This window comes from Pseudomonas sp. Hp2, assembly GCF_006386585.1.
Taxonomy (GTDB): Bacteria; Pseudomonadota; Gammaproteobacteria; order Xanthomonadales; family Xanthomonadaceae; genus Pseudomonas_S; species Pseudomonas_S boreopolis.
Window position 1 is genome coordinate 502,636 of the sequence record NZ_VAHJ01000002.1, and the last position, 22,802, is coordinate 525,437.

Below are 22,802 nucleotides of genomic sequence, written 5' to 3' on the forward strand. Positions count from 1 at the left end.
CGTAGGACCTACGCGGTAAGCCTTGCGTCTAGAGCATTGAGCGATAGTGATTCGATGCCACGCACCTGGTCGATCTTCTCGGCGACCTTGAACGCGGCGTCCAACTCGCTGATGTTGAACCGCTGCATCAACTGGAAGCGCTCGGCCTTCTCCTCCGGCTCCGTCTGCGCCAGCGCCAGGTAGAGGCTGGGCGGCACCGCGCGGAACAGCAGCTCCATGCTGCGCGAGAGGATCACGCCCTCGGTGAATTTGCCGGACTCCTTGCGTGCCGAGAGCATCAGCGCCTTCTGCGCGGGGGTGAGTTCGCGGAAGCGTGCGATCTTCTCCACTTCATCGGGGGGCATGCTGAGGCAGATCCACCATTCGATCATGTTCAACATCGGCTCGGCGGCCTTCGGCAAGTCGTCGATGTTCTGCGTCGCCAGCCAGAACCAGGCGCCGAGCTTGCGCCACATCTTGGTGATCTTGACGACATACGGCGCGAGCAAAGGGTTCTTGGTGACGACGTGGCCTTCGTCGGTGACGGCGATGATGGGCCGTCCCAGGAACTGATCGCGCTCGGCGATGTTGTTGATCGCATTGATTAGGCTGATGTACGCGATCGAGAGTTGGGCGTTGTAGCCCTCCCGCGCATAGGTCGCCAGATCGACGACGGTGATGTCCGCTTCGGGCCAAGGCGTGCCGGGGCGGTCGAACATTTCGCCGTCCGAACCCTGGGTGAAGATGTCCATCGCATCGGCCATTTCCAGCAGCCGGGTGCGGCGGATCTCCGGCAGCGTCGGATCGCGGCCGCGCTCGCGCAGCGCGTCGCGCACGTCGCGCGTCAGCACCGTGCGCTGTTCGTTCGCGCAGCGCCGGGCGGCGTCAAGGATGCACTGACGAATTAGCGAGCGATCGGCCCGCGTCATGCGGGCCTCCTCCTTGTCTTCGCCGCCAGTGATCATCAGACGGGCGGTGATCTCCAATTCGCCCAGCACATCGCGCTGCTCGTCGCCGTCGGTCTCACCCTCGTCCAGGGCATCGGCATCGAGCGTTTGCACCTGGCCGGGCGTATCGACCAGGCGCGACGCATCGGCGAACGGGGCGAGGCTGACGCCCGATCCCGGTGCCAGCTTCACCCGATGGACGGACAGGCCGTGGCGTGCGGCGAAGTCGCCGAGCAGGCCGAACGAGTTGCCGGCCTCCACGATGAACAGCCGTGGCCGGTAGATCGCCGTGACCTGGTTGAGCAGGTTGTTCAAGGTCGCGGACTTGCCCGAGCCGGTCGGACCGAACAGGAACAGATGGGCGTTCATCTGCCGGTCGAGCCGGTTCAACGGGTCGAAGGTGATCGTGCCGCCGCCGCGGTTGAACAAAGTGATGCCGGGATGCCCGGTGCCCTGGCTGCGGCCCCACCAGGGCGCGAGGTTCGCCGCGTGCTGAGCGAACAGCAGTTGGCTGTACCACTGGCGCTTGTCCTTGGCCGGGTCGAAGACACAGGGCAAGCCACGCAGGTAGGTATTCAGCGGCGCGACTTCGTCCTCCTCGCGCACCGGCTGCAAGCCGGCGTTGAGCAGGACGTTGCCCAGTTGCAGACCACGGGCATCCAGTTCGGCCTGGTCGCGCCCGCGCAGGTAGAAGGCGAGCGCTCCGCGGTAGAGCTTGTGCGAACTGCCGATCAGCCCCCGTGCCTGCTGTACGTCGTGGCGGGTCTGCTCCGAGGCCAGCGTCTCGCCGACCGCCTTGCGGGCCAGGTGGTTGAGATGGGCCTCCAGGATGTCCTGCGGGGTGATGACCAGGGTGAGGCTGAGGACGGTGTCTTCGGGCATCTGGTCGAACAGCGCGTTGATCGCATCGCCGCCCTTGCGCGTCTCGCCGGTGAGGTGGCCGGTCGAAGGCGGTGTGCGCAGCCGATCGACCGCGATCGCGCGGTGCGGCAGGCCGTCGAAGTACCACTGGCCGGTCGCCACATCCGAGCGCGGCTGGCCGAAGAACAGGCGCTGGCTGAAATCGGTGCCGCTGGCCAGCTCGATCTCGCCGGGTTCGCTTTCCTCCGGGTAGCGGGTCAGCGCGTAGAAGCGTTCCCGGTCCTCGGCGCTCGGACCGAGTTGCGTCGGGTGCGGGTTGAACCAGCGCAGCAGCCAGGCATGGATGTCGGCCGCGCCCAGGCGGCGGGCATGTACGCCGGCATTGGCGAGCCCGCCGGCCAGGCGGTCGCAAACCGTGTTCAGCGCCTGCTCGGGCGACTGCCCGCGGCGTCCCGGCGTCTGGCCGGCACGCCGATAGATCACCAGCCGCGTGCGCCGGGTCTGCCCGCGCCACGGTAGGCGGGTGACCGTGCTGTCCTCGAACAGGCCGCCGGGTTTGGCGACAGCCCGCAGGTGATGGGCCATCGAGCGCAGGTAGAGTTCGGTGAAGGCGCTACCCTGGGCGCGTGGCTGGACGTAGCGGCGCAGACCGTCGAGGTAGCTGTCCCAGTTGGTCTCGTCCTGGGCGAAGAACTGCACGACCCAGGGGTTGTCGTCCAACTCGTCGAACGAGTCCTGCAACACGTTTTCCAGCGTGTCGCGCACTTGGCCGAGCCAGGTCGGTTCGCGGCCCTCGGTGCCGACGGGTTCCAGCTCGAAGAAGGCGGCGAGCGAAACACCATCCTCCAGCAGCATGCACTGCGACTGGGGCAGGAACTCGGCCCAGGGCAGCATGTCCACGAACGACGGTGCCACGTCGTACAGCGCCTGCTCGTCGGCGACGGTGGCGGGTCGGCGCTTGCGGCCGTCCCGCTGGCCGGGCTCCGGGATACCATGCTCGCGCAGCGTGGCGACGTGGCGCTCCCACGCATCCGGTGCCTCCGGCTCGGCAACGTCCGCGGCCTTGGCCAGGCGCGGCTTGCGCAGCGGCCAGGCCATCAGTAGTCCTCGGTGCGTTCGCCGGGCAGCGCGTACTGCACACGCTGGTACAGCGGAAAAATGGTGGTGTAGCCGGGCACCGGCACCGGGTCGCTGCCGGCCAGGTGCGGGAACACGTACATGACGAGATCGGGATTCGGCAGCCGGTGGAACTGGCGGTAGATCTCGTTCTGCGCGGTGCGGGTGTAGCGGGCCTGCACCTCCGGCGTGGCCTGCACGTCGGCGTCGGTCAGCGGCCGGCGCAGCGCCTGCCGGTCATCGAGCAACTGCCGTGCGGCCTGGCCGCCGCCCGCGCCGCCGGTCTGGACGTTCCAGATGTCGAGCATGGTGCTGTCGCTGTGCGGTAGCAGTTGTTCCTTGCTGGTGGCGCAGCCGCCCAGCACGAGTACCAGGCCCAGCAGCGCCAGGCCGTCAGTCCAGTTCCTGTGCATGCGCATCACCTCCGAGGCGGTGATCGACGCGGCGGCCCTTGGGCGCGTAGTCGATCATGAGGGGTTCTTCCAGATGCACGGCGACCTTGGCGCCGGGCTTGACGTACACGGCGGCGAAGGCCTGGCCGTAGAGCTTGTTCACCCACTGCGACATGTCCTGCACGCCGCTGGCGAGAATCCGGCCCATCGCTTCGTTGCCGCCGATGCCGACCGTGCCGATCGAGCCATCGCTGTTCATGTAGGAGACCTGGCCGCTGTCGGAGTCGATCAGCGACGCCGCGCCGGCGCCGGCGGCGGTGATCAGGGCCTGGGTGCCCAGGTACTGCTGCGCGTTGCTGTGGCGCTCGCCCGATACGCAGGGGATGCCGTAGGGGTCGCTGATCCAGCCCAGCCCGCCTTGCGTGGTGTTGCCCTCGTTGGCTTGCTGGCGGTTGCCGCCATCCTCGCGGTCTTCGGGCATCGTGCGGACGGTGCCGTCGTTGAAGACGAACGTGACCGAGCGGATCTGCCCGCGCACGCACGAGAGCGTCCAGTCGCCCGAGGCGGTGCCGCTGACAACCGCGCCTGCAACGTCGGGAATCTCGATGCCGTTTGCCGTCAGGTTGTCCTGGCCGATCAGCACTTTAAACGGGTACGGATCGTTCACCGTGCCATCGACCGGCACGCGGCCGATCAGCGCGGTCATCGCGATCGAACCCACCAGCGTCGCGTTCGTCGGCACGGTATAGACCGGCTGGGTCTCCTCGGCGCCGACGGCACGGCGGCCGGTCTCGACGGCGGCGTCGGCCGTGGTTTCCAACGTCTTCTGCGCCGGGCCGAAGCTGGTCGGGAAGCTGAAACTCCCGGTGCCGCTGGCGTTCTTGCGCTTGCCGTCGTCGCGGGCGTCGTCCGGTTCGATCCAGCGCACGCCATCACCGCCGAGGCCGGCGCCATCGCCCGGTTCCAACCCCAGCCCGACCGGCAGGTCGGCGGAACTGTTCCGGCCGCCGCCGAGGCCATCGAGCCGCTGCTGGAGTTCCTGCAACAGGCCCTGGGTCTGCTGCCGTTCGGAGGCGACCTGGTCGCGATCCTGCTGCAACTTGGTCCGCTCGCCGGCCAGTGCGGTATCGATGCGGCGGTCGATCGCGCCTTCGCGCTGGCGCAGGCGGTCGTTCTCCTCGCGCTGGGTCTTGTTGTCGGTCAGCGCGGTTTGCAGTTCGGTGCGTAGTTGCCGGACCTGGGCGACGAGCGTTGCCACGGTGTCGCGCGGCGTGTCACCCTCGATGCCCAGCGCCTTGGCCTCATCCGCGGTGAGCTGCGGATTGGGGTTCTGCGCGGGAGGCTTGCCGCCGCCGGAGAACAGCTTGATGCCGACGAACACCACCAGCAGCGCGAGCGGGATCATCAGCCACTTGAGCAGGCCATTACTCTTCATCGTGGCCTCCCTCGTCGGGGCCTGCCGGCGTGGGCGCCGGCAGGTTGAGCGCGGCATCCACCGGGGCGATGACCGGCAGCAGCGACTGCGCCAGGCCATGCCCGCGGGTGACCAGGTAGACGACGGTGGTGTCCTCCGGCGTGCCGGCCGGGCCGAGCGTCGGATGCTGGAAGGTGGCGGTCAGGAAGTCGCCCTGGATCGCCCGCGGGTCGAGGTCGAGCCAGCGCGGGGCGGTATTGCGCAGGCGCACCGCGCTGACCCACACATCGTCCAGCCGCCAGGCGGCCAGCGCCTGGGCCTGCACCGGCAAGGTCGGCAGCAGGCCGTCCAGCGCCAGGTCGCGGCGCAGGTTGAGGCGGGCGATGCCCGGCACCGGCTCGACCGTGCGCAGTGGCGCGTAAAGGCTCTGCGCCGCATAGCGGGTCAGCACCACCGGCACCGGCGTCTCGCGGAGGGGCCGCGCGGCGATGGGATCGCCATCTTCCGCCGCGTCCCCGGTCTTGGCCGCGCCGTAGCGGGTGGCCGGCGCATCGGCCTCGACGATGCGCACCGGCTCCAGCAGTGGCTGGTCCTTGCCGGCCGGCTCGGCGGCGATGTCGAGCAGGATCACCGTGCCAGTGTCAGCATCCTGAAGTTGCAGGCGGGTCGGTTCGATCGGTTCGCTGGCCCGCAGGTACACGGCGCCGGCCGCGCTCTGCACGCGCAGCTTGCCGCCGAGGCTGGCCGGCACGCCGACACGGACGTTGCGGTCGATGAACACGACGCGCTCCTGACCGACCAACAGCGGCACCGCCAGAGGCAGGCGCTCCCAGCGCAGGATTTCCACCGCCTGGGCCGGCACCGCCAGCAGCAGCGCGAGCGCCACGAACACAGGCAGCACGGGAAACTTCATGGCGTTTCTCCCTGGGGAATGGCGGTGGCCTTGCCGGGCGCGGGAGCCGGCGCGTCGATGCGCTGCGGGGCGCCGTCGTAGCAGTCGATGGCCAGGCCGAAGGGATTGCGCTGCGGATCGACGTCCATGCGCGTGACCTTCAGCGGGTAGCGCACGAAGGCGCGCTTGACCTGCTCGGAGGCGTAGTACTCGTCGGCGGTGACGTCGAGCGTGACCACCCAGTCGCGCTCGGAGACGGCCCGCACGCGCTGGGCCGGGTTCTCGCCGTAACCGCGGCCGGGAATCTCGTAGATGCCGCGCACGCGCTGGCGCAGCTCGCCCGCGTTGCGGCGGTATTCGTAGTCCTGCTGCAGGAAGGCCCGGCAAGCTGGTGTCAGGTAGCTGGAGAGCGCGTGCAGATTGCGCGGGTAGTCGTCGTCGCCATTGGTCGGCCAGCGCTGGAGCTGCTGCCAGACGTAAAAGGTGAAGGCATAGACCGACTCCGGCGGCACCTCCCACCACTTGCGCGTGCTGCCCGAGCGCAGGTCCGGCGGCACGTGCACGGTCAGGTCGCGCGGTGCGTTCCACCAGCCGATGCCCATCACCAGTGCGAGCGCGAACAGCACACCGCCGCCCAGGCGCAGGCTCTTGATGTGCGCTTCCAGGCGCAGGACTTCGTTCTTGACCCGGCTCACGGTCCGCTCCTGCGCGTGGCCCAAAAGCCAGAACGGGTCACCAGCGTCCGCCCGCCGACGAAGTGCGCCAGCGATGGCTGATGCACCGCCACCCACCACTGGATCTGGCGGTACAGCCAGGTGTCCGGGCGTCCGCGCTTGAGCCGTCGCAACATGCCGCCGCCGGCGAACACGCCGAGGGCGATCGCCAGCACGATGGCGGTCGGAGCGACGGCGAAGGCCGACAGCGCGAAGGCCAGTGGAATCCCAGCCAGCAGACCGGCCACGGCCGACAGCCCTGCGCAGATCCACAGCTCGTCCGCCGTCAGGCCGCGCACGACGACCGGATGGCGGTTGAGCCGGTGCGGCAGGAACGCCACCGTCCCGTCCGGGCGGATGTCCTGGTCAGCCATGCCGGCGGCCTCAGAGGATGCCGGTGGCTTCGGTCAGCAGCCAGATGCCGACGACCAGCAGGATCGCGCCGATGGCGACGGTCAGGCCGAACTGGCCCCAGGTCGCGCGGCCGGTATGGATTTCGGCGTAGCGCGAGTAGGCGTGGTAGCACACGCCCACGAACATCGAGGCGACGATCAGCAGCGCGACCAGCATGATGATGTCGTAGCCGTAGTTGCGCAGCGTGTCCATGATGCCGTTGCCCTGGCCCCTGGAGGGGTCTTCGAGGGTCGGCAGACCCTGGGCCTGGGCGAGCGGCGACAGCAGGACGAGTGCGGGCAGCGCACTCAGGCGTGCGATGCGGGGGAGGAAGCGAGAAACCGGGTTCATGGTGGCGACCTTTCAGGAGAGCAGGAAGAAGGTCAGGACCAGGTACAGGGCGAGGAACCTCACCACGACACTGAGGAACTGACGCTGGGAAATCCGCTGCTCGGACCAGCCGACATAGGCGGTCCGCATCGCCCACACGCCCCAGACCAGGAGCACGGCGAACACGGCGCCGATCAGCACGACCGACACGGCGGAAGGGGTGAAGCCACCGTTGGCCTGGAAGGCGCTGACCTGGGCGGCGTTCATGGCGAGGCCTCCGTGGCGGTGACGGAGGGCGTGGAGGACCGGCGGTAGTCGCCGAGCAGCACGGCCGGATCGCGTGGCTGCGCACGAGGCGGGCTCAGGTAGTCGCGGATGCCGGTACGCACGCGCTCCAGGTCGGCGGCCAGCCGGGTGTAGTCGAAGTGGTAGCGGCTGCGCTCGTCGCGCGGCTGGGCGATCTCCGGCGCGATGAGCCGGTCGATGGCGTCGAGCTGGCGCAGCGCCGCGGCCAGGCGCGCCTGTTCGGGCGTGGCGTCATCGGCCTGGGCGCGCACCGGGAACCCCAGCACGAGGCACAGCGCCAGCACCAAGCCCAACACGCAACGCCGGTCGGCAGCGGAAGCCAGAGAGATCGACATGAGCCCATCCACGAGAAACGTCGGATGGCGAGATGCTCTCGGCGGGGGCGATCTGGCGCCGCAAACAATGCGCACGGGCACACGCCCGATTGATGGCGTGCAGGCCGTTACTGCCTAGAACGTCACTAGAGGTACTTCTTGAAGCTACCTGCGGCAATGTCCACGGCCAGCCCCAGCAGGATGGCGCTAGGCAACAGCACCAGCAGCGGATGTAGCGATACCGGCAGCGTGAGGTGGATCACCCACGGCGCGACGGCCAGCGGCATCAGCGTGGCCTTGGCGCGGTGGTAGATGAAGCCCGATTCCCGGCCGGCGCCGAACTTGCGGATGTCGCGGCGAACCAGGCCATCCACGAAGCCGACGAACGCCGCGAGCAGAAACAGCGGCAGGGTCAGCACCAGGACCAGCAGGCGCACGATGAAGGTCAGCGTGGTGAATGTGGCGGCGATCAGGTAGCTCTCGGTCCAGACGTAGACCTGGCTGATCCAGTAGCGGAAATCCCGCGCCCCGCCGCGGCTGGGTGCACTGGCCTGCGCCGAGGCCTCGCGCATCCAGTCGATCAGTCCGGTCTTGACGAAGACCCACTCGTAGCTGCGCTCGACCAGCCAATGCGCGGTGCGTCCCGGCTCCTGCACGATCGCGCTGCGGGTGAAGTGGGCGGACAGTTGCCTCAGTTCGTAGTCGAGCATGCCCTGGGCGTGGTGCCAGCCCTGTTCGGGCCAGAAGAAGTGCATGCCGACGCACTCGATCACGATCGACAGCAGCAGCGAGCCGCACAGCACGCCGAGCAGGCGGAACGGGAACGTGACGACGCTGGCGATCAGGCTCTGCTGGCGAACTTGCTGGCGCTGGGCGGTGACGGCCGGGTCCTTCATGGCGGCGTCTCGCTCGCCATCAGTTCATCGGCGGCCAGGTGGCGGAAGCCGTCGAGCAGGTCTTCCGGCAGTCCTTGGTTCTGCAAGCCAGGCAGGCCCTGGCCTTCCCACCAGTCGCCGGCTTCGGCGTAGTGCTGGCGCATGTAGCCGGCAAGCTGCTGCAAGTCCTCGGGCATCACCTCGTCGGCGTCGGGCGCCGGCAACGGCATGCGGATTTTCCAAAGCTGACCGCCCTGCAAGAGCGCAAACGCCTGGCCCTTGGGCAGTCCGACCACGTGCGCCGGCTCGATCAGCGGCACGCTCGACGTGCTGATGCGGTCCTGCGCATTGCTGGTGAAGTCGGTCGCGCCGTGGATGTCGGAACTGTCGGTGGTGCCGCTGACCAGCGTGGTGGTGTAGACCTCCACCTTCGGCAGTTGCTTGGTCAGCAGTTCCGCTGTCGCGGTCTCGCGCACGCGCAGCATGAACAGGTTGTTGAAATTGCCGATGACCTGGCCGGCCTTCGCGCGGTTGCCGATGCGGGCTTCGATGTCGCTGAGCGTCTGCGTGTAGGCCGTGACCTGGAGCCCGGCACCGCCGCCCTTGTTGACCAGCGGCACGAATTCGTCGCCCATGAGTTCGTTGAACTCGTCGGCATGAACGTTGATCGGGATCTTCAAACCCGCCTTGGCACCGGGCAGGCCGTCGTCGATGCCGAACTTGTAGATGTGGCCGGCGACCGACACCAGATCGCTGAACATGGAGTTGCCGACGGCGGCGGCCACCTCGGCGTCGGAGAGCGCGTCCAGGCCGACATAGACCACGGCCCGTTTGCGGATGATCTGCATCCAGTCGAAGATCGGCCGGGGGTCGGACAAGTCCGAGTAGTTCGGCGCCAGCAGTTGCGCGATCTTGCCGGTAGTGAGCTTTTCCAGCAATGGCAGGAGGCTGGCGACGATCTTGTCGAAGTAGGTGCGGTCGTAGCGCACGGCGCTGCGCAGCCCGTCCAGCACCGGGTCGTACACCCGCACCTGCGAAAGGTACTGCTCCAGCGCCACCACGCGCTTTTCGCGCCCGACCATGTGGCGCGGGATGTTCTTGTCGTTGAGCCGCCCTTCGAGCTGGACGATGATCTCCCAGGCCTTCGGCTCGTGCTTGGCGAAGTAGCTCTGCGCGTACTCGATGAACAGCGCGTCGATGTTGACCACGTGCCGCTGGATCAGCAGGTAGTCCGGCCGCTGCCCCAGTTCCACCAACGCACGCGCGATGATGTTGACGAACCTCCACGCAAACTCCCTGAAGGCCGCGCTGTTGCCTTCGCCGGAGAGCTGGCCGGCGATGCGCGTGGCGACTTCGGAGATGCGACCGAAGCGGCCCACGGCGTTGTAGCGGGCGCTGATGTCCGGCCATCCCAGATGGAAGACGTAGAGCTCGCCTTCGCGGCCGGCGCGCTTGGCCTCGACATACATGCGTTTGAGCAGGTCGGCGTCGCCCTTCGGGTCGAAGACGATCACGACCTCGTGCTCGCCGGCGGCGTTGCGGCGGCGGATGTCCTGGGTGATGAACAGTTCCGCCAGCCGCGTCTTGCCGACGCGAGTGGTGCCGAGCACCAGGCTGTGGCCGACGCGCTCACCGAGCGGCAGACTGACGTCGACCTCGTTGGGCTCGATGCCATGCAGTCGCGGCATGCCGCCGACCGGCGGCAATGGCCGCACGGGATTGAGCGGACTGTCCCAGGCCAGCACCTTGGCAAGCCGGGACAACGGGGCCGGCGCGAACTCCAGCCGTTCCTCCAACTGCCGCGCCAGCCGGAACGCGGTCGTGGGCTCGACGTAGCGACGGAACTCGGGCCGGTAGGTCTGCGTCAGCCGATGGGTGTGCCGCTGTTCCCACAGGAAGCCACGGCCGATGAACAGCCGCTGCTGGCTGACCGGCACGTCGCGGCTGGTCATCACGTAGCGCGGCAGGCGGCGGATGTTGCGCCGGTAGCGCAGGATCACCCGCGCTTCGCGCAGGCGGATCGCGCCGAAAGCGGCGAAAGCCAGTGCGCTCCCCAACCCGGTCAGCGGGTTCAGCGCGAGCGACCACGGTGCCACCAGGGAAAGAAACGCGGCGCCCGCGCATACGGCGACGGTGTATAGCTCCACCGCTGGGCGCAGCAGCACTTCGATGGCATGGGGCGACCGGGCCATCGCCGCCGCTTCACTGCTCGATGCCCGTGGCGGTGATCAGCGCCGGGTAATGCCGCAGGCCCAGGCGCTCGGCCAGGTCGTCGCCGGACACTGGCGCCAGGGGCAGCCCGCTCGCCAGCCGGCGCAGCGCAGCCAGCGCGTCGGCGGATTCGACATTGACCACCAGGCCGAACGCGCCCAGTTCGCGCAGGGCTGGGGCGCGTTGGCGCAGCCAGGCGTGCGAGCGTTCATCGTCGCCAATGAGGAAGAACGGCGTCAGGCCGGGGGCCTGGATCACCCGGCGCTCGACGTTGCCGGGCGACAGGTGGGCCGAGCGTATCGGCAGCATGGCCGTTTCGCTGACCGGCCCGGCCGGCGGCTGCGGCACGTCGAGCCGCGGCGGCATCTGCCCGGCGCGTGGTTGCAGGTCCAGCACTTCGTAGTACGGCAGCGCCGACACCCCGCCGCGATCCTCGACTACGATCAGCGGCGCGGATTGGGCGATGGCGACGAGGGGGGCCGCGATCGCGAGCAGCGCGGCGGCCAGGGGGACGGGCTTCATGGGAGGCTCCTTCGGACGGTGGCGTCCAGGCGGGACTCGCCAAGCACGCGCGCCAGGTGCTGGCCGACGCTGCGGCGGTAGCGGGCGGCCGGTGCGCCACCGGCGGGACGGTGGTAGCGGCCGATGGCGAGCAGCCAGTCCTCGCCCGGGGTGTGCTGTTCGCGCAGGATCTCGGCGGCGATGGCGAGGTTGCGGTAGGGATCGAGCAGATCGCAGGGGCGCTGGTAGCGCTGCCGCTGGTGGCCCAGATTGATCTGCCCCAGGCCGGCATCGACGCGCGTGGGCGGCACGCTGCGCAGGGCCTGCTGCAAGCCGGCGCAGGCCTCGGCGCGGCTGCCGTAGCGGCGGGTAGCCCCGGCGACGTTGAGGCTCCAGGGCCACGGGATCAGGCGGCCATTGAGCGCGGCGCCGCTTTCCTGCAAAGCCACGGCGTACAGCACGGTGGACGGGATGCCGGCGCGCTGGGCGGCAAGCTGATAGGCCGGCGGCGGAACTTCCTGCGCACGGACGGCGGTGCCGGCGAGCATGCCCAGCAGCACGAGCGCCGCGCCGGCCCGGCTTACGGCTGCCGCTGCCATTGCCCGCCGACCTGGCGCACGACCGCGGGCAGATCGCCTTGCAGGCCCAGCGACAGCCAGCGGCCCGAATCGTGGTTGAGGGTGATGGTGCGGGCACGCACCTTGGCCGGTTCGATGCCGGCCTGCGTGGCCCACTGCCGGATGCGGGCATCGTCCTGGCGCGAGCCGACCATGTAGAGGTCGAAGGCGGTGCCGGCGGCCTGCAACTGCTGCACGCGCCGCACGCATGGCGTGCAGTCCGCCTTGACGAACACGGCGGTGCGCTCCGCACTGACCGCCATGCTCCGGTCGGCCGTCGCGCCGGCCCCTGGCAGATTGACGCGCTGGGCGCCGGGCGCGAGCCGCCGCCAGGCATCGTCATAGGCACGCTGGTAGGCCAGGGTCTTCTCGACGCGGCGGGCTTCGACCTGCACCTGCAACTCGGCGTAGCGGCGCCGCTCCTCGTCCGAGCGGGCTTCGATGCCCAGCGCCGTGAGCGGATCGAGGCTGGGCGAATAGACGCCGAGCGGTCCTTGCATCAGCTCGCGGTAGCGCGCCCATTCCTCGCTGCGCAGGCCCCAGTCGCGTGCCTGCGCCTCGTCACTGCGTTCGGCCATGGCCGGCCGCTCGCGGCTGGGCGCGGTCCGGGTGGCGCTGGCGGTCTGCGCCTGGGCGAGTGGCATGGCGCTCGCCAGCAGCAGGAGAAGTGCAAAGGCAAGACGCGGCATGGCGTCCTCCTCAGCGCGGGATCGCCAGGCGGCGGGTTTCGTCGCCATGCCGGAACACGGCGGTGGCGCCGTCGATCGCTTCCAGGCGCCAGCCGGCTTCGTCCTCGCCAGGGCGCAGCAGGCGTACCTGTGCGAGCGTCGCTGGCCCGGTCGGCAGGATCGTCAGGAAGCGCTCGCCAGCCCGCAGCTCGGCGCCGGTCACCTGGAACGGTGGTTCGGCCGGCTTGGGCTTGGCCGTAGCGCGCGAGCGGGCAACCGCTGCCGCCGGGCGGGCGGCCAGCCGCGCCTCCACCTGCTCGATGCGGGCCTGCAAGGGTTGCAGGTTGTCCGCCGTCAACCGCTCGCCCAGTGCCTGCCCGATCGCCGCCAGCCGCTGCTCCAGCGCCCGGCGTTCGGTGTCGTAGCGGGCCTGCGGCAGCGCCGCAGGCTGTTGCCGGGCCTGTTCGATACGCTGGTCGAGTTCGGCCAGCCGGCCTTCGAGGGCCGTGACCTGGCTGCTGGGTGCGCTGGCCTGGGCCTGCTCGCTCAGCTTGGTCAGCGCCACGACGTTGACCAGGGCGGCGGCGCTGACCAGCAGCCCCCAGGTGATGGCGGCCACGCGCAGCAGCGTGGCGCGGCGAGGTGCGGAGCCCGGCAGCGTCGTCATGGCTGCGTCTCCCCGAGCGGAAAGGTCTGGACGTCGGCGTCGATCGCCGGGCGGTCGGGTACGGGTGGAATCGCCGGCTCGGGAACCGCGACGCCGGCGCGGGTGAAGCAGACTTGGCGCGTGCCGTCATCGACGTGCAGATCCCAGGCCGGGCCGGTCAGGGTCAGCAGCGCATCGCGCAGCGGCAGCGGGCCGAGCCGGTAGTGCGCCACCGGCAGCGGCAGCGACTGGAAGGCATCGGTGTCGGCCCCGCCGCAGAGTTGATAGCCTGAGCGCAGCAGCACGTAGCGCAGCGCATCGCCGACGCTGGCGTGCAGCGTGTCGGTGACGGCCACGTCGACCACTTGCAGCATCAGGTCCTGCTGGGCGGCTGTTGGCGTCAGTTCGACCAGCGTGTAGCGGCCATAGCGCACGACCGGAACGAACTGCGGCGCGGGTTCGGGCGCGACGGCGACGGACGCATCAGGCGCTGCCGGCGGCGTGGCCGTCGTTGCGCAGCCGCCAGCCAGCATGGCCCAGAGCAGGCCGAGGAAGCCCAACAGCAGACGCCGTTCGGGATGATGGAACAAGGGATGGGAGGGGCACATGGCGAGGTGTCCTGAAGCATCGAGCCCTCACCATCGCCGCGGCGACCCCGTGCGGCAGCAAACAAAGCGGATTGCCCTGCGCCCGATTCCTCGTCCCGGGAACTGGCAGAAAAAACGGCCCCGGAGGGCCGTCGAAGGTGCAAAGCGTGTGGTGTCAATCGGCCACGAATTTCAGCCTGACAGCCGCCGCCAGGATCGCGGCATGCTCGGTGTCGTCGAAGCAGACGAAGGGACCTTCATAGCCGGCCTCGTCGGCCAACGCTTCGGCCTTGTCGTAGTGGATGCCGAGGTCGTATTCCTCCTCGGTGGGGGTGACGGTGAAGATGGGCAGGTCGGGCATGCCCGAGGCGTTGCGGCACGCGACCGCGATGCGATGTGTTTTCATGGATCAGACCCTTGGGAGAAAAAGCGATGACGCCATGCCCGCGAGGGGCATGGACGCATCGGTTGGGCGAGGAAAGAAGCGGCGGCTGGCGTGCCGCCGCGGTGGGCGTGGAGATCAGGCGGCGACCAACTGGCGGGCCAACGCCACTTCGACGGAATCGCCGTCCTGGTTGAGGACGTCGAGCCCGGATTCCGGCACGTCGCCGGAGGTGGATTGCGAGACCATGATCTTCTTGGCCATCAGCCCCAGGCAGGTCATCTGCGAGGAGTTGGCGTAGCCGAGATAGATCACTCGCACGGGCTGCTTCTGCCCGATGCGCCAGGAGCGGCGTGCGGCCTGCTGGAGCGAATACACGTTGTAGCCCGACTGCATGAACACGATCGTCGGGAACTCCAACAGGTCCAGCCCCGTCTTGACCAGCTCGGGATTGGTGATGAGCACGTCGATGCCACGGTCCAACTGCTCGGCGATCCAGTCCTCGCGGCGGGAGGCGTCCACGCTCGCGCGCAGCACCGCGACCCGAAAACCTTCCTGCTCCAGCAGTACCTTCAGCCGGCTCGTCGTGTCGCGCGTGCCGGTGTAGACCGAATAGACCAGGGTCTTGCGACCTTCCGCCTTCTCCTGCTTGCAGATCTCGATCAGCTCGCGCTCTTTCGGCATCAGCTCCAGCTCGTTGAACTGAGCCGGGACGAACGCCAAGGTGTTGCGCGTGCGCGGATGCACCACGGTCTCCGACCGGAAGCAGCAGTCCGGCCAGGCCAACAGCACGTTGAGAACCACCCCGAGCAGCGTCGTGTCGCGTTTCGCCAGAGCCTGGCGCAACTCGGCCGTCAGCCGCCCGGACAGATCGCGGTAGGCCGTGGCTTGCGCCGGGTCCATCGCCACCTCGCGGAACTCCTCGTCATACGGCGGCAGGACGTTGCCGCCGATGTCCTTGAGCTTGAGGAAGATGGTGAACGGCAGGATGCAGCGCAGCACCCCTTTCGGGCCGAAGCCCGGCGCCTTGACCGTGCGCACCGATACCTTGGTGCCCTTGGCCGTCTTGTGTGCCGTGCCGGTGCTCTCGGAATAGATATCGCGCAAGACCCCGTGATCGCGCATGAACGCCATCGCGGCCGAGGTCATGCTGCCGCTCTTGGTCGGGCGGTAGCCGTCTTCGATCATCCGCCCAGGCAAGGCGCGGAACAGCAGATAAAAGAGGTCGTCGCCGTAGCCGCCCATCAGCGTGCCGGTGAGCAGCAAGGTCTTGCGCGACTTCGCCGCCAACACGCCCATGGCCTGGCCCTGCGCGGAGCCGCCGTTCTTGTACTCGTGCGCCTCGTCCGCGATCAGCAAATCGAACATGCCTTGCGGCAGGTATCTCTTGATGAACTCGGACGGCTGGTAGCCGCCTTCGCCGAATCCAAATTCCATGTTCGCCATGGCGCGCTCCATGCGCGTGGCCTGGCGGTCGGAGAAGACCAGCTCGCCGTCACCATCCATGAGGTTGATGAACTCGTGGATGTTGTCGCCGAGCATCGAGGCGAGGAACGCATCGCCGAACTTCTGCATCAGCTTCTGCGCAGTGACTTCCCCGATGGTCGGGATACGCTTCAGCGCTTTGAGCACGGCGGAGGACTGGTCGCTGGCGGACAAGCCCCTCGGACGGATCAGCGTCCACAGTGGTGCGGCGCAACGGCTGCACTTGCGGCGGTATTCCTCGGCTTCGAGTTCGATCGGATCGACCGGCTCGCCGTCGAGGTCGGTGATGACCTGCCCGCAGTCCGGGCACGCGCCCACGTCGCCGTGGCGGGTGCGCCGCCGGGTGAAGGCCGGCTTCCAGTGGAAGCCCATCCGCATCCGCACGCGACCCAGGACGAAGAACTCCTGGCCGGAGGGCTGCACGCCAAGCTGCTCGCGCAGCTTGATGAGCTTGACCAGCGTGTCCGGGCCGTTGAGCACCCAGACTTTCGCACCGGCGACCGTCTCCTGGATCTCGCGCCGCCACTTGTAGACAAGGTGCGGCGGCGAAAGAACCAGGGTACGGCGGTAGCCCTCGGCATTGAGGACGGCGGCCGTGGCGATGCCGACGGTCGTTTTGCCGCACCCCATCTCGCCGTTGACGATCGCGGCGCGTTCGCCGCGATCGACCAGCAGCTCGGCGGCGGCATGGACCACGTCGGCTTGCGCCGGGAACAACTGGCGCTTGAGGCTGGCCAGGAGAAGTTGACGATGCGCCTTCGGCGTGCCGATGTAGACCGGCGGGTTGGCGCGGTTGAGGGAATCCAGCAGTTCGTCGCCGAACTCGGTGACGAAATCCTGAAGGCTCAGGGTGAGAGGAGACGGTTCCGCGTCGAGCAGTTCGCCTTGGACGGACTCAACTCGCGCGGCAGTGGTTTCGAGATCGAGGGACATGGTGATGCTCCAAATGAGTTGGGGCATGCACCACCCCCACGGGGCGATGGCATGCCCCGGTGTGGGAAGAGAAGTACGGCGCGAAGCCGTTGTGCGTGGGAGGGATCAGTACTCGCTGGGCAGCAGCAGCGTGGTGACGCTGCGATCCCTCTCGGTGATGATCCAGAGCTTCAGATCGGGCGTGACCTGGTAGGACGAGAACAGGCGATCCTCGCCGGACTTCAACGCGGCATCGTTTTGCCGCCGGTCGCTGTCGTCGAGGTCGCCCCAGTCGGCGGCGAGATGGCGGCGCAGATACGGCACGGGATTGAGCCGGCCCTGACGGACCAGTTCATCGACACCGAGGGTCATAACCGTCTGGCCGGGCGAGAAGCGCCGGTTCGAGGTCTGGGCGATGGGAGATGCTTGGGTTGCCATGGTGTGCTCCTTGGAGAATGGAAGGGCCACGGCACCCCAGCGGGGTGACGGGACCCCGTTGGGTGGATGAAATCGACGGCGAGCCGTCGTGGGTGAACCGCGATCAGCGGATGGTCAGTACCTCGCCTCGCGTGGACGAGCCGGGGGTCATGTCCCAGGCGCGGATGACGGGGACGAACTTGTCGGTGAGGATGCGGGTCTCGGCCACGGAGCCGTCGTCGCGTTCGGTGTATTCCGTCTGGAGGGTCTTCTCCTTGTGGGTGTCCCCTTTGACGACGAGCACGCGGCCGTTCTTGGAACGCACCACGCCGGAGATCGCGCCCGCAGCCAGGGCCAGGGCGAGATGCCAGTGCGACAACGCACGCGCCGGCGGCCGCAGGGCTTTCTGCGCGGCGCCCAGATGCGTATCCACCGACGGCCAGAGCCCGTGCAGCCGGCCGACTTCATCGGCGAACTGCTCCGGTTCCATCGTCACGCGGTAGAAGTGCTCTGGTTCGGCTTGCGCCGCGGGAACGGTGTACGGCAGGAACGGCCATTCGGACGGAAGTTCATCGGCTTCAATCTGACCTTGCCCGATCTGCAACAGTAGCGTGCGTGCCGCCTTGATCGAATCCGATACCTGGTCGCGCTGGCGAATGCGCTGGCCGAAGATCACCACCTGCCGGAACTGCTTGTCCATCGCTTGGAAGGCACGCAGGTTGGAGAAGTGACGAGTCAGCCATCCGACCAGTTCGTCATCGAGCACGTAGGACGGCACGATGAAGACGAGCACACCACCGTATTGCAGGAAGGAAAGCGAGCGCTGGTAAAACAGCTTTTCCAGACGGGGACGACCCTGGCCTTGGTAGCCGATGTTGCCGTTGACATCCTTCGACAGGTCGCCATAGGGCGGGTTGAGCCACAGCAAGCCGAAGACCTGCCGCGAGATCAGCGTGTCCATCAGATCGCCGTGGATGCAGTGATCGACCAGGTTGCGGGCGTGGTGGGCCCGCTCTGCGTCGTACTCGACGGCGAACGCGGTGGTCTGCTCGCGCCCGAGGGCGTGGGCAGCTTCGGCGATCGCCACGCCTTCACCGGCACAGGGATCAAGAATCGACATCGGGCCGTTGGCCGGCGCCAGTGCGGACAGTGTTCGCTCCAGCGTTGCTTCGTCGGTGGGGTAGTAGCCATTTTTGGCGAAACTGCGGGCAAGCCGCGGGAACATGAGTGCCATGGAAGTCTCCTTGGTTGGCGGGGAAAATTGACGGAGGCACGCGCAAGGCGTGCGTCCGTGACGTGGTTCAGGCCGCTTCCACTTCCGGCGTCCAAATCTTTGCCGGATAGGGATAGGCGGTGAGTACGTCGTTGCGGATTAGGTTGCCCAGTGCCTGGGTCAGCACCGGCACGTCGATGGCGAGCCGATGGCCTTCCAGCGGCCCGAGGGCGAACGGAAGGCGGCCGAGCATGTCGCGGGTTTGCAGCAGTTCCAGCACGGTCTCGCGCCAGTGGTCGAGCAAGGGCAATGGGCAGGTGTCCTGCACCAGCGTCCACAGCCGGTCGAGCCGGTGGGTGGAATCGCGTGGCAGCAGCGCCAGTGCGCTGGCGTTGGCCTTGTCGGGCTTGACGCAACGCTTGTCGAACAGCCACACATTGGAGAGCGAACCGAACAGCGTGCGCCGGTAAGCGCGCGTGGCACGCTTTTCCAGCCGATCGACGTTGCCGACGAACAGCGGCAGCGAGCCGCCTTCGGGGGTGATGACGTGGAACTGGTCCAGTCCCTGCTCGTCGCGCCCGAGGGTGAGGCGAGCGAGGAACTCCTGGACGGCGGTGTCGCGCGCCCAGATGGACAGGAAGATCAGGTTGCCCTGGTCGTCACCGACGCAGGCGTCGGCCATCAGGTCCGGGCACTCGTCGATACGGTACAGCGTCGTGGGAGAAGCGGATGCAGGCATGGTGATGTCCTCGATGAAGGGGAACAGCACCGCCCGCCGGGGCCAGTGCTGCCCCGTGGGGTGGAGAAGGAACCGCTCAGTCCGGCTCGAACTGCCGGGTGTGCGGGTTGAAGTGCAGCGGCGCATCTACCGCGGTGATCGGCGTGAAGCCTTCGAGGTAGAGGTTGTTGAGGTACTGGTCGCGGTAGGTCAGCGCGTGCCGGGCCTGTTCCTCGGTGAGGCCGTTGGCGACGAAGTAGTCGAGCATTTCCTCGTCGGAAGAAACCTCGTCGTTGGACAACTGCCCCTCGACGTAGGCGAGCAGCGAGGGCGAGAGTGCCGTCAGGATCGGGTCCATGGCGCCTCCTCAGTACGAGCCGCAACCGGCCGGGCAGCAGCCCAAGGTGATACCGTGGGAGCAGCATCCGTTTTCGGCAAGCCAGTCCTGGATTTCCTGCCGCTCGGCAGGTGTTGCGTAGTCCCATTCCTGGGCTGCGATTTCCAGGGCCTGGGCACGCTGCTCTTCCGGCAATTGGCTGACTTGCATGTCGATCTCCGAACTGAAAAGCGTGACCCAGTGCTCCCAGGAGAGGCCGCAACCACGCTGGGCGTGCTCGGCAGCCGTCTTGCAGACCGCTTGCCACGCGGATTCATCCAGCGTGGAACGGGGGGAATCGCAAGCGATGGCGGACATGATGGAAACCTCCAGAAAAAAGCCGGGGGGCTTCCCCCATCGGGGAAGCGGCCCCGGCGGGTGGATGAACGTCGCGGGTGCGACGGAGGGGATCAGGCCTTGGCGAGGTGCCAGTCCTGGGACAACGGCTCGAAGATGTAGCCCAGCGTGCCGAGACGGTCGCGCTGCTGACGCAGGACGCGGCGATCGACGGTGGCATCGAGCTTGACGATCTCGTCCAGCGGCCAGATCGCACCGAACAGCGCCGCATCGTCCGCCTCGGCCGAGGCTTCGGGGGTAACGGGAGCTGCGATCGCGCTGCCGAAGGGCGTGGTATCGACCAGCGGATCACGCGGGTCGCGGGACTTCGCTTTAGCGGGTGCCTTGGGCTTGGCCGGCGTGGGGGCTTGCGCTTCTTCGTCGATCGGATCGACTTCCTGCGGGCTCAACTGCCGGGCTTCGTCGCCGCTCAGGGCATCGACGTTGGACAAGGTCATTCCGCCTAGCAAGGCGCGGATCTCGATGACCATGCGGCCGTTGGCGTTGTACGTGGACGGCCGGATTTCAGCGATGGCGAAATCGCCCTCGTACTTGCCCTCGTCGTACTGATCCAACTCGGCGTTCTTCACGACGAACTCGCCGATGGAGGTGGCGAGGCGGCCGACGTTGAAGTCGCCGTTCCTGCCGTGGATGGTCTTGATGGCCAGCTGGCCTGGGAGAGTAATCATGGGAAGACTCCTGCGGATAAAGGAACAGCCGTCCGCCATCAGCGCGAATGGCCGATGGCGGATGGCTGCGGGGAAAAAACAAGGCCCCGGACAACAGGGCCTTGTGGATCAGCGGGTCAGAACGACTCGGCAGCCTCCAGTGCGGGGGCTTCGACGGGCGCTTCAGCGGCCGGCGCGGGGGACGCCTGGGCCGGAGCTTCCTGCGGGGCGGGCGTTTCGGCGGGAGCCGGAACGTCGCTCTCGCGTTCGTCGGAGTCGGTCGGCTTGGGCTCGGCCTTGTAGACGAGCTCGCCGTCGACCTTTATCCAAGAGATAAACAGCAGGCGGGCCTTGAAGCTCACCCCCTGTTCGCCGATGTGCTTCCCCTTGGTGTAGGTGAAGGTGTCGGCCCAGAGGTCGCCCAGGCGGAAGCCGATCAGGACCTTCTTTTCGGCCTTGACGGCATCCTCGCAGCGGCGGACCAAGTGCTGCGCTTCGTTGCCGGAAACACGGGTGTCGAAACGCACGTAGGAAACGTCATCGCTGGGACCGTTGAGCGCCGCGATGTCGCAAGCCAGGAAGGGCGAACCCTTCTTCGGCTTCACCTCGCGGATGCGATTGAGGTAGCCGAGGCCGGTGATGTGCAGATCGAAGTAGGTTTTTTCGTTGGAAGTGGTCATGGTGAATCTCCAGTAGGACAAGAAGCGGAGACACACCCGACCCAGGCGGGGAAGGTGTGGAACCCCCGCGTGGGTTGATGGAACAGCGTGGTGGCATCGCCATCTGGAATCGATGGTTGTTCGCGCATGGATGCCGGTGCGAACGGGGGTGATCAACGCGGTCGGAACCGAGTCGTAGCCTTGAAGATCGTGGCTACCTGGGCATGCTGCTGATCGCAATCAGCGGGGCATGGCGGCAGCGTGGCATGACGGTACGCCGGGGGCATCGATGAATCGGCACTACCGGACCACCCCATTCCGGCGCCGGGTCCGGTCGAAATGCTGGCTCCAGAACGAAGAACCCCCCGCATGCGCGGGGGTCGGGGAAAGCGGCGGTCATCCGCCATTGGGTTCGCGCGGAACCGCCTGCAAGGACAGGTGCGTCTCGGTGGCGGACAACGCCAGATCGTCTTCGCTGTGCAGGATGCGGGCGAACACGTCGTCCTGTACGTCGAAGAACTCGCCGAAATCATCGCCCCCCAGCTCGGCGTTCACCAGTGCCCACCAGTCGTCGAACGGATGGATCGACGTCGGGGTTGCAGCCGACCGCGTAGGCGATCAGCTTCTGGCGGCCACCGGGAAGGCGCTCGCCGCGTTCGGCGAGGAAGTAGGCGCCTTGGTCCTTGGCGAGGACGACGCGGCACTGGTTGGCGACTGCTTCGGCTAACACCGGGCGCAGATCGACCCCCTTGAATCGCAGGGACATGGAGAAATCTCCTCAAAGTGGGATGGAAGGTAGGCCGCGGAAGCCGCGGCCTGGTCGATCACGCCGAGAGGGCTTTGCGCGTGCGCTTGGCCTGCTCCAGGACGGTCACCTGGATCTGGCGCCAGCGGCCATCGTCGATCCGATGCGCCAGCGCCTCGCCAAGGCTGTCGAAATACACCTCGTCGATGCGCTCGATGAGTTCATCGCCTTGATGCAGCTCGATCACGTACACGTCGCCGGCACGGTCGTAGAGCACGGTGACCCGCCCCTCGAACTTCGCCGTGGAGACGGAGAAGCTGATCGCCGGCGGCGTCTCGATGATCTTGGTCGGTGCCGGATCGACCCAGGTGAAGTCCTTGGCCCCGGCATCGACCAGCATGTGGGTGATCTTCCGGAAGCGATCGGGCGCCGGCAGTTCCTCCAGTTGCTGGATCAGGTCGTGCAGTTCGGGGCACTGCGGTTCGGGGATGGGCAGCTTGGCCGGCGCGGAGCCGAGGATGTGCGTCTGGATGGTGTACGGCTTGCCCTCGGAGGTGTACTCGGTGCGTTCTTCCGGTGTGTCCGCGCGCAGGCCGTCGAAGCGGCGCCGCGCATAGGGCTGGACGTGCACCTTGGCACCTTCGTCGGGGACGACGGTGACCAGGTCGCGATCCAGCACCGCGAACTCGGCACGGGAGGTCTTGACAACGATGGCGTCATCGGTCGTCGCCACCACCTTGCCGTCGAAGGGCTTGGGGTCGATCACGAATCCGAGCGTGGATTCCTGCGGCTGGCTGTCGAAGAAGCGGAACTTGAACGAGTTCACGTTGCGCGGGACGTGCCCTGCGACGAGCGTGGGCAACTGGATGCGAATAGCAGAACGGTCCATGGGAGACTCCTTGAAGGAAAACAAGGGACTCCCGCCCGCAAGGGAGGAAGATCCCTTGGGGTGGAAAGGACGCGGTGTGCGTCGATGGATGGAGATGACCAGTGCGGGTGCACCGCAGCCTCGAAGGTCTCGACTGCCTGGGCGGTTGCCGGCTACGCCAGCGAACACGCGGCCAGCATGGCGCGTCGCTGGCGGCCCGGTGCACGCAATATGGAATCTGGACGTTCCCGCATTGGTGCG

26 protein-coding genes and 1 pseudogene are annotated in these 22,802 nt (G+C 67.6%); all 27 read right to left on the reverse strand.

Features of this window, described 5'->3' with window-relative positions; translation table 11 throughout:
* Positions 1 to 8: 8 nt before the first annotated feature.
* Complete coding sequence (locus FD678_RS07315) at positions 9 to 2,885, reverse strand: conjugative transfer ATPase (RefSeq protein ID WP_140720729.1); 2,877 nt, start codon at positions 2,883 to 2,885, stop codon at positions 9 to 11.
* Positions 2,885 to 3,316: a TIGR03751 family conjugal transfer lipoprotein gene (locus FD678_RS07320; RefSeq protein ID WP_140720731.1), complete on the reverse strand. Its 432-nt coding sequence runs from the start codon at positions 3,314 to 3,316 to the stop codon at positions 2,885 to 2,887. Before FD678_RS07320 ends, FD678_RS07315 begins: the two co-directional genes overlap by 1 nt.
* Positions 3,297 to 4,730 carry a TIGR03752 family integrating conjugative element protein gene (locus FD678_RS07325; protein ID WP_140720733.1) on the reverse strand — a complete coding sequence of 478 codons (1,434 nt, stop codon included), beginning with the start codon at positions 4,728 to 4,730 and terminating at the stop codon, positions 3,297 to 3,299. The genes FD678_RS07320 and FD678_RS07325 overlap by 20 nt, the downstream gene beginning before the upstream one ends.
* Complete coding sequence (locus FD678_RS07330; RefSeq protein WP_140720736.1) at positions 4,720 to 5,622, reverse strand: TIGR03749 family integrating conjugative element protein; 903 nt, start codon at positions 5,620 to 5,622, stop codon at positions 4,720 to 4,722. Before FD678_RS07330 ends, FD678_RS07325 begins: the two co-directional genes overlap by 11 nt.
* Entirely contained in the window at positions 5,619 to 6,296 is a 678-nt protein-coding gene (locus FD678_RS07335) for a PFL_4703 family integrating conjugative element protein (RefSeq protein ID WP_140720739.1), read from the reverse strand. Before FD678_RS07335 ends, FD678_RS07330 begins: the two co-directional genes overlap by 4 nt.
* Entirely contained in the window at positions 6,293 to 6,688 is a 396-nt protein-coding gene (locus FD678_RS07340; RefSeq protein WP_073664175.1) for a TIGR03750 family conjugal transfer protein, read from the reverse strand. Before FD678_RS07340 ends, FD678_RS07335 begins: the two co-directional genes overlap by 4 nt.
* Positions 6,689 to 6,698: 10 nt before the next feature.
* Positions 6,699 to 7,058: a TIGR03745 family integrating conjugative element membrane protein gene (locus tag FD678_RS07345; RefSeq protein WP_003484800.1), complete on the reverse strand. Its 360-nt coding sequence runs from the start codon at positions 7,056 to 7,058 to the stop codon at positions 6,699 to 6,701.
* A gap of 12 nt (positions 7,059 to 7,070) precedes the next feature.
* Positions 7,071 to 7,304: a TIGR03758 family integrating conjugative element protein gene (locus tag FD678_RS07350; RefSeq protein WP_140720741.1), complete on the reverse strand. Its 234-nt coding sequence runs from the start codon at positions 7,302 to 7,304 to the stop codon at positions 7,071 to 7,073.
* Complete coding sequence (locus tag FD678_RS07355; protein WP_140720743.1) at positions 7,301 to 7,678, reverse strand: integrative conjugative element protein, RAQPRD family; 378 nt, start codon at positions 7,676 to 7,678, stop codon at positions 7,301 to 7,303. The genes FD678_RS07350 and FD678_RS07355 overlap by 4 nt, the downstream gene beginning before the upstream one ends.
* 125 nt (positions 7,679 to 7,803) lie before the next feature.
* Positions 7,804 to 8,553: a TIGR03747 family integrating conjugative element membrane protein gene (locus FD678_RS07360; protein ID WP_140720745.1), complete on the reverse strand. Its 750-nt coding sequence runs from the start codon at positions 8,551 to 8,553 to the stop codon at positions 7,804 to 7,806.
* Entirely contained in the window at positions 8,550 to 10,724 is a 2,175-nt protein-coding gene (gene traD, locus FD678_RS07365) for a type IV conjugative transfer system coupling protein TraD (protein WP_140720747.1), read from the reverse strand. The genes FD678_RS07360 and traD overlap by 4 nt, the downstream gene beginning before the upstream one ends.
* 10 nt (positions 10,725 to 10,734) lie before the next feature.
* On the reverse strand, positions 10,735 to 11,265 hold the full coding sequence (locus FD678_RS07370; RefSeq protein ID WP_140720750.1) for an integrating conjugative element protein: 531 nt from the start codon (positions 11,263 to 11,265) through the stop codon (positions 10,735 to 10,737).
* Positions 11,262 to 11,843, reverse strand: a complete 582-nt coding sequence (locus FD678_RS07375; RefSeq protein ID WP_140720752.1) for a transglycosylase SLT domain-containing protein — start codon at positions 11,841 to 11,843, stop codon at positions 11,262 to 11,264. The genes FD678_RS07370 and FD678_RS07375 overlap by 4 nt, the downstream gene beginning before the upstream one ends.
* Positions 11,825 to 12,505 (reverse strand): TIGR03759 family integrating conjugative element protein, encoded by a 681-nt coding sequence (locus FD678_RS07380; protein WP_441346743.1) that lies wholly within the window; start codon positions 12,503 to 12,505, stop codon positions 11,825 to 11,827. The genes FD678_RS07375 and FD678_RS07380 overlap by 19 nt, the downstream gene beginning before the upstream one ends.
* Positions 12,506 to 12,560: 55 nt before the next feature.
* Positions 12,561 to 13,196 carry a hypothetical protein gene (locus FD678_RS07385; protein ID WP_140720757.1) on the reverse strand — a complete coding sequence of 212 codons (636 nt, stop codon included), beginning with the start codon at positions 13,194 to 13,196 and terminating at the stop codon, positions 12,561 to 12,563.
* Entirely contained in the window at positions 13,193 to 13,783 is a 591-nt protein-coding gene (gene pilL2 / locus FD678_RS07390) for a PFGI-1 class ICE element type IV pilus protein PilL2 (RefSeq protein ID WP_140720759.1), read from the reverse strand. Before pilL2 ends, FD678_RS07385 begins: the two co-directional genes overlap by 4 nt.
* A 154-nt stretch (positions 13,784 to 13,937) precedes the next feature.
* The gene (locus tag FD678_RS07395; protein WP_256661882.1) at positions 13,938 to 14,168 is read right to left on the reverse strand and encodes a hypothetical protein; all 231 of its coding nucleotides are present in this window, start codon (positions 14,166 to 14,168) and stop codon (positions 13,938 to 13,940) included.
* A gap of 114 nt (positions 14,169 to 14,282) precedes the next feature.
* Positions 14,283 to 16,562, reverse strand: a complete 2,280-nt coding sequence (locus FD678_RS07400) for a helicase-related protein (protein ID WP_140720761.1) — start codon at positions 16,560 to 16,562, stop codon at positions 14,283 to 14,285.
* A gap of 105 nt (positions 16,563 to 16,667) precedes the next feature.
* Complete coding sequence (locus FD678_RS07405) at positions 16,668 to 16,913, reverse strand: plasmid related protein (RefSeq protein ID WP_441346744.1); 246 nt, start codon at positions 16,911 to 16,913, stop codon at positions 16,668 to 16,670.
* 169 nt (positions 16,914 to 17,082) lie between these two features.
* On the reverse strand, positions 17,083 to 18,192 hold the full coding sequence (locus tag FD678_RS07410) for a DUF6094 domain-containing protein (RefSeq protein ID WP_140720765.1): 1,110 nt from the start codon (positions 18,190 to 18,192) through the stop codon (positions 17,083 to 17,085).
* 67 nt (positions 18,193 to 18,259) lie between these two features.
* Positions 18,260 to 18,910 (reverse strand): hypothetical protein, encoded by a 651-nt coding sequence (locus FD678_RS07415; protein ID WP_140720767.1) that lies wholly within the window; start codon positions 18,908 to 18,910, stop codon positions 18,260 to 18,262.
* A gap of 76 nt (positions 18,911 to 18,986) precedes the next feature.
* On the reverse strand, positions 18,987 to 19,247 hold the full coding sequence (locus FD678_RS07420) for a hypothetical protein (protein ID WP_140720769.1): 261 nt from the start codon (positions 19,245 to 19,247) through the stop codon (positions 18,987 to 18,989).
* A 9-nt stretch (positions 19,248 to 19,256) separates the two neighbouring features.
* Entirely contained in the window at positions 19,257 to 19,583 is a 327-nt protein-coding gene (locus FD678_RS07425) for a hypothetical protein (RefSeq protein WP_140720772.1), read from the reverse strand.
* A 92-nt stretch (positions 19,584 to 19,675) separates the two neighbouring features.
* A complete protein-coding gene (locus tag FD678_RS07430) occupies positions 19,676 to 20,290 on the reverse strand; it encodes a DUF3275 family protein (protein ID WP_140720774.1) in 615 nt (204 codons plus the stop codon).
* Between the two features lie 116 nt (positions 20,291 to 20,406).
* Entirely contained in the window at positions 20,407 to 20,949 is a 543-nt protein-coding gene (locus FD678_RS07435) for an STY4534 family ICE replication protein (protein ID WP_140720776.1), read from the reverse strand.
* Between the two features lie 375 nt (positions 20,950 to 21,324).
* A pseudogene (locus FD678_RS07440) lies at positions 21,325 to 21,694 on the reverse strand (DUF3085 domain-containing protein).
* A gap of 58 nt (positions 21,695 to 21,752) precedes the next feature.
* Positions 21,753 to 22,562 (reverse strand): GTPase, encoded by an 810-nt coding sequence (locus FD678_RS07445; protein ID WP_140720778.1) that lies wholly within the window; start codon positions 22,560 to 22,562, stop codon positions 21,753 to 21,755.
* Between the last annotated feature and the right edge of the window lie 240 nt (positions 22,563 to 22,802).